This window comes from Thiobacillus sp. 65-1402, from assembly GCF_001897685.1.
Classification (GTDB): domain Bacteria; phylum Pseudomonadota; class Gammaproteobacteria; order Burkholderiales; family Thiobacillaceae; genus Thiobacillus.
Genome location: NZ_MKUG01000140.1, coordinates 1 through 6,609, shown reverse-complemented (window position 1 = coordinate 6,609; position 6,609 = coordinate 1). Strand labels below are relative to the sequence as shown.

The following is a 6,609-nucleotide window of genomic DNA, read 5'->3' as shown; positions in this document are numbered from 1 at the left end:
TCAGCCTGATCGCCGCGGTGACACCCGACGTCACCGCGAAAATCAAGGCCGGCGAACTGGTGAGCTTCGTCGCCAGCCAGGTCGGCGGCAGGGGCGGCGGCAAGCCGGATATGGCGATGGCGGGCGGCAGCGAGCCGGATCAGCTGCCGGCGGCGCTGGCAGCGGTGCAGGCATGGGCGCAAGCCAGGCTGGTCTGACCTGCGGGTACAGAATTTGCACAATCAGCCGTAATAGTGCCTGGAAACATGACTCGTCATCACGGATAGCTGGTACCCATGAACTCGCTGGCAAATAAACTCGCATCGCAACTCGCCCGCTTTTCGCCCTCTTTTGGCAAACGGATCGATGACCCGTTGACCAACCTCAAGGTGGCCGCGCGCTGGGTCGAGAGCCTGCCGATCGGCGACGCGTTCAAATGCCAGCAAGCCATTCTCGGCGAGCTCAAGCGCTTCAACGAAAACTCGACGCAATACACGAAAGATCGTCTGGCCGTGCTGATGCTGCTGGACGAGAAGTCGCGCGACCTGCAGGACACGCTGGTGCGCCAATACCTGCGCAATCCGCGCATGTCGCGCCCGGTGGAAAGCCAGCTTTGGCATGCCGTGTACGGCCTGTACTGGGAAATTGCGCGCGGCTACCACGCCTTCGTGCTGCACTTCGCGCGCGAGGCGGGGCGGAGCCCGCACGAAAGCCGGATTCCGCTGCTCGCCCTGCGCGCCATCCTTGCCTTTGGACAGCTGCTGAAATGGCGCACGATACGCTACCAGCCCGCAGGCGAAAAACTCTGGCTGCGCCTGCACAATCTGTACCGCGTCACCGAAACCGAAGGGTTTCATCGGCAGCCGCTGCGGGCTTACGCTGAAGACGCGTCCGACTGCAGCTGCGAAACGGCGTACCTGCATATCCTGATGCTGAATCTGGCCGACTCCGGCACGCTCTACCCCCGACAACTGGATCTGCTCGACCACTGGCTGTGTGGCTGGCACGGGATGATGCGGCTGGACAACCGCCTGGATACCCATGTCCACAATTTCGTGATCGACCTGTCGTCCGATCAAGGCCCCCGCCGCGTGCGCAAGCCCGATACCGACAAACCGCTGCGTTTCTGGTCGACAGCCGATCTGCTGCAAAGACTGCAGGAAATCCACCTTGCCCTGCGCGAAGGCCGCGCACCAGCGCAACTGGGCTTGACGGAAAACACCCGCACCAGCGAAAGCCTCGAACTGCTCGACCATCTGCAGCGCCAGTGGTCTTCGCTGGCCACCCGCGAGCAGCGGCGTGCGCCGCGCGAATCGATCAAGCGCCTGGTCGATGTCGCGCACGGGCTCGGCGCCATCATCACCCAGATCAAGGCGTCCGAAGCGCCCGCCAGCGTGTCGCCGTACGGCACGGGATTCAACGACAGCGAAGCCGACGACGTGCAGGTATACGGTTTCATCACCGACCGCACACGCGAACGCATCTCGCACATGCAGGCCCCGGCCGGCCCGAACGCGCCCGACGTCGAACGCTGGGTGATGCAGGACGAAAGCAAGTGCGGCTATGGCGCCACGGTCGAATCCCGCGACAAGGACTGGCTGCGCGTAGGCGCATTGATCGGTATCAAATCGCACGACGCCGCCACATGGCAGCTGGGCATCGTGCGCCGCCTGGCGCGCCTCAACGACGACACCAGTTCGGTCGGCATCGAAACCCTGGCCGAAACGCCCGTGCTGGCCATGCTGAACGGCACCGCACCCGCCGGCTACACGGTGAACGGACTCGACAACAGCGGCGCCAGCCTGCCGTATTCCAGCCTGTGGCTGACAAGCAGCGCCGGTGTCGACAGCGTGATTATCGACCCCGTCCATTTCACCCCTGGCAAGGTAGTGCAGATCCATGGCGCGCCGGAACGCAGGCTCGTTGCGCTGGGCAACCCGATCGAGCGCAGCGAAGGCTGGATGCGCGTTGCCGTCGAGCCGGTAAACAGCTGATCGCCGAACCCGTCCCTGCCGTACCGCCAACGCGTCGCCCCGCTTGCGGCATGCGCAGTCCTGCCGGTCTGCCGCGGTTTAACTTTCACCGGCTCTCTGGCACAATCGTCGAAAACCCGACACGCGCACAACAATCCCTCTCTCCATCAGGAGCAGACGCGGTCGCGGCACCATTGGACCTGGAGGATATGTGTCCCGAACCAACAAACCTAGCTTGCTGATCGTCGACGACGATCCGCTGATTTCCGATACGCTGACCTATGTATTGAGCAAGGACTTCGAGATCTCGGCCGCCGAGTCGCGCGCCCAGGTGAAAAGCCTGCTGATGCAGCTGGACGAGCCACCGCAGCTGGCTTTGGTGGATCTGGGCCTGCCGCCGCAACCGCACAAACCCGATGAAGGCTTTGCCCTGATCGCCGACCTCCTCGGCATCTCGCCCAGCATCAAGATCCTGGTGCTGTCCGGCCAGAGCGACGAGGCCAATGCGCGCCACGCGCGCGCCCTCGGGGCGATCGATTTCGTCGCCAAGCCGTGCGAACCCGAGCGGCTGAAGTCGCTGCTGTTCAACGCCCTGCTGGTGCAGGACGCCGAGCGCAGCGCCGACAAGGCGCCGGCGCCGGCCAAGGATTCCGGCATCGTCGGCAGCAGCCCGGCGATGGACAAGCTGCGCCAGCAGATCAAGCAGTACGCGGCCGCGCCCTTCCCGGTGCTGATCGAAGGCGAGTCCGGCAGCGGCAAGGAGCGCGTCGCCTCCAGCCTGCACCAGTTGTCGCCGCGCTCGCACAAACCCTATCTGGCGCTCAACTGCGCGGCGATCTCGCCGACGCTGGTCGAGCCCACCCTGTTCGGCTACGCCAAGGGCGCCTTCACCGGCGCCAACAGCGCGCGCGCCGGCTACTTCGAGGAAGCCGAGAACGGCACCCTGTTCCTCGACGAGATCGGCGAATTGCCGCTGGAACTGCAGGCCAAGCTCCTTCGCGTGCTGGAAAACGGCGAATACCAGCGCGTCGGCGAAACCCAGCCGCGCTTTTCGAATGCCCGCGTGGTCACCGCCACCAACCGCGACCTGCGCGCCGAAATCAAGGCCGGGCGCTTCCGCGCCGACCTCTATCACCGGCTGTCGGTGTTTTCGATCGCGGTGCCGCCGCTGCGCGACATGGGGCAGGACAAGCTCACCCTGCTCGACTACTTCCGCGATTTCTACGCCCGCGAGGCCAAGACCCCGCCATTCCATCTCGACCCGCGCGCGCAGCAGATGTGGGAGGACTACCATTTCCCCGGCAACGTGCGCGAACTGCGCAACATCGCCATCCGGCTCACCACCAAATACCCCGGCATGGCGGTCAACGCCCAGCAACTGGAAGCCGAGCTCGACACCGACCAGGCCTTCCCGCAGGAAATCCCGCTCGCCAACGACAGCAAGGCGCTGATCGAACTGGCGCGCAAGCAACTGCAGACGCTGGCCAACTTCAACCTGGACGTCACCCTGCGCCAGTGGGAAAAAGCCTATGTCGAGGCCGCGCTCAACATGACCCACGGCAATCTGTCGCAGGCCGCCAAGCTGCTCGGCATCAACCGCACCACGCTGTACAGCCGTATGCAAACGTACGGCAGCGAATAAGCCCCTGTGTATCTCGACTATTTCGGCCTGAAAGAAGCCCCCTTCCGCATCACGCCGAATACCGAGTACTGGCATGCCGGCGGCCAGCGCGGTGAAATGCTCGCCGCCTTGCTCTACGCCATCGGCCAGGGCGAAGGCATCATCAAGGTGGTGGGCGAAGTCGGCAGCGGCAAGACCATGCTGTGCCGCAAGCTGGCAGCGCAGCTGCCCGACAGCGTCGACAGCGTCTATCTCGGCAACCCTACGCTTGCGCCGGACGACATGCTGGCGGCGATTCTGGCCGATCTCGGAATCGAAATCCCCGAAAGCGGCCGCCAGGCCCGCCTGGCGCAGCTGAATGCCGCGCTGCTGGCGCGCCATGCGGCAGGACGCCGCGTGGTGGTGTTCGTCGAAGAGGCGCAAGGCATCGCGCTCGACAACCTGGAGTTCCTGCGGCTGCTGACCAATCTGGAAACCGCCACCGACAAGCTGCTGCAGATCGTGCTGTTCGGCCAGCCCGAACTCGACGTGCAGCTGGCCGACCCGCGCATCCGCCAGCTGAAGGACCGCATCACCCTGAGTTTGAGCCTGTCGCCGCTGGCGGAGGCCGAGGTGGCCGATTACCTGCGCGCGCGTCTCTCGGTGGCCGGCTACCGCGGTCCCGACCTGTTTTCGCCTGCGCTGACCGCGCGCATGACGGCGCTATCAGGCGGCCTGTCGCGCCGCATCAACGTGCTGGCGGACAAAACCCTGCTGGCGGCCTATGCCGGGCAGACCCATACGCTCACCCCGGCCCACCTGGGCGCCGCGGCGGGCGACGCCGACATGCAGCCGCTCCCGCATCGGCACGCCGGAATGCGCCGCTGGGTGTGGTTGAGTATCGGACTTGCCGCCGCGCTGGGCTTGCTGGCATGGGTTGCCTGGCAGGCGCTGGCTCCCGCCCCTCCCGCTGCAGCCGCCCCCCAGACCTCCCGTCAGCCTGCCGCCGCCGCAGCCGTCGCCGAAATCACCGAACGGGCCCGGCAAACCCGGCTCTGGCTCGCTGCCGCCGCAGCCGGCACCCATGTCATCCAGATCGCCGCGGCTAAAGAAGCCGGCGAGGCAGCCGTATTACTGGAGAGTTTGGACGCCACCATCCCGCAACCGGTGCGCGTGCTGCACGGCTTGAGCCAGGGCGCGCCCGCCTGGATGATCCTGGCGGGCGAATTTGCCAACCGCGACGCCGCCATGGCGGCACTGCGTACGCTGCCCGCCTCGCCGGCTGGCGTTCATGCCCTTCAGGGTGCGCCGTTTCTGCGCACGGTCGGCAAAATGCGCACCGCAGTCTTGGAATGATGATGAACGCTGTGTCGAAACGCTCCGCATTGACGAGACTGGTCCTGTCCAGCCTCGTGTTCCTGGGTGGCTGCGTGCCGCCCAAGGCGTTTGACACCTCGCCCGGCCACATCAGCCAGCCCAGCCAGCCTGCCGTGCCGGCCGCTCCGCCACCCGCCCCGGTCAGGGCCGCGCCGGCACTGTCCCCGCCCAAGCCGAGCGCGCCGGTCCCGACCTACACCGTGGTGGTCAACGACGTCCCGGTGAAGGAGCTGCTGTTTTCCATTGCGCGCGACACCCAGTACAACATCGACCTGCATCCGGGCATCGCCGGCAACGTCTCGCTCAATGCGGTGCAGGAACCGCTGCCGGCCATCCTCGACCGCATCGCGCGGCAGGCCGGCCTGCGCTACGAAATGAACGGGCGCACCGTGTCGATCATGCCCGACACCCCCTACGTCAAGACCTACAGCGTCAATTATGTGAACGTCGCCCGCAACACCACCTCCAGCGTCGGGGTGGCGGCGCAGATCGCCAGCACCGGCGGCGGCATCGGCACGGCAACAGGCGGCACGACCAGCACTGCCAGCGGCAATTCCTCCACCACCACGGTGGCCAGCCAGTCCAACAACGACCTGTGGACGGTGCTGGCCGACAACATCCGCACCATGCTCGCCGGCACCCGCGCGGTCACGCAAAGCGGCGAGGAACGCGCCGCCCGGCTGGATGCCGAGAAGGCCACGCGCGCCGAACGGGTGTCGCAGGCCGAGGCCGCCAGCAAGGCCGGCGCCGGCGCCGCCAGCCTGTTCACCGCCGCGTTTGCCGACCAGCCGGCAAACGACGGCAAAAACGATGTCGCGGTCAACCCGGTGGCCGGCACCGTCAGCGTGCTGGGCACCGCCAAGCAGCAGGAACTGGTGCAGCAATACCTCGACCGCGTGATGCAGTCGGCGCAGCGCCAGGTGCTGATCGAGGCCACCATCGTCGAGGTCACGCTCAAGGATCAGTACCGCGCGGGAATCGACTGGTCGCGCGCCTTGCAGGGATCGGTGGGGTGGAAAATCGATGCCATCGGCGCGGTCGGCGGCAGCAGTTCCAATGCGCTCGCAGGTTCGCTGGCGCCGTTCATTCAAGCGACCTACAGCGGCGGCAACGGGTTCAAGGCGGCCATCGACCTGCTGGAGTCCTACGGCAACACCAAGGTGCTTTCCAGCCCCAAGCTGATGGCGCTGAACAACCAGACGGCGCTGCTGAAGGTAGTGAACAATCTGGTGTATTTCACCGTCAAGGCGGACACGGTTTCAACCGCCAACGTGGGGGCGACCACCACCTTCACCACCACCCCGCAGACCGTACCGGTCGGCGTAGTCATGTCGGTGCTGCCGCAGATCAATGAAAACGGCCTGGTGTCGCTCACCGTGCGCCCGACCATCACGCGCAAGGTGGGGGATGTGGACGACCCCAACCCGGATCTGAAAAACGCCCAGATCAGCAACAAGATCCCGGTCATCCAGGTGCGCGAAATGGAATCGCTGCTGCAGGTGAGGAGCGGCCAGACCGTGATTCTCGGCGGGCTGATCCAGGACGACAGCAACAACGCGCGCGACGGCCTGCCCGTCCTGTCGCGCCCCGCAGGCATCGGCGCCGTATTCGGCCAGCATGAACGGATGAACAGCCAGACCGAGCTGGTGATCTTCCTGCGCCCCATCGTGGTGTCCAACC

5 protein-coding genes are annotated in these 6,609 nt (G+C 65.8%); all 5 read left to right on the top strand.

Going from position 1 to position 6,609, the window contains the following annotated elements; translation table 11 throughout:
- Nucleotides 1-197: DHHA1 domain-containing protein (locus BGO62_RS10975; RefSeq protein ID WP_296642282.1), on the top strand; the 197-nt coding region annotated here is incomplete at its 5' end.
- 156 nt (nt 198-353) lie between these two features.
- Entirely contained in the window at nt 354-1,973 is a 1,620-nt protein-coding gene (locus BGO62_RS10970) for a hypothetical protein (RefSeq protein ID WP_296642279.1), read from the top strand.
- A 190-nt stretch (nt 1,974-2,163) separates the two neighbouring features.
- The gene (locus tag BGO62_RS10965) at nt 2,164-3,594 is read left to right on the top strand and encodes a sigma-54 dependent transcriptional regulator (RefSeq protein WP_296642276.1); all 1,431 of its coding nucleotides are present in this window, start codon (nt 2,164-2,166) and stop codon (nt 3,592-3,594) included.
- Nucleotides 3,595-3,600: 6 nt separating this feature from the next.
- Nucleotides 3,601-4,908: an AAA family ATPase gene (locus tag BGO62_RS10960; RefSeq protein ID WP_296642274.1), complete on the top strand. Its 1,308-nt coding sequence runs from the start codon at nt 3,601-3,603 to the stop codon at nt 4,906-4,908.
- A 29-nt stretch (nt 4,909-4,937) separates the two neighbouring features.
- Nucleotides 4,938-6,609: pilus (MSHA type) biogenesis protein MshL (gene mshL, locus BGO62_RS10955; RefSeq protein ID WP_296642272.1), on the top strand; the 1,672-nt coding region annotated here is incomplete at its 3' end.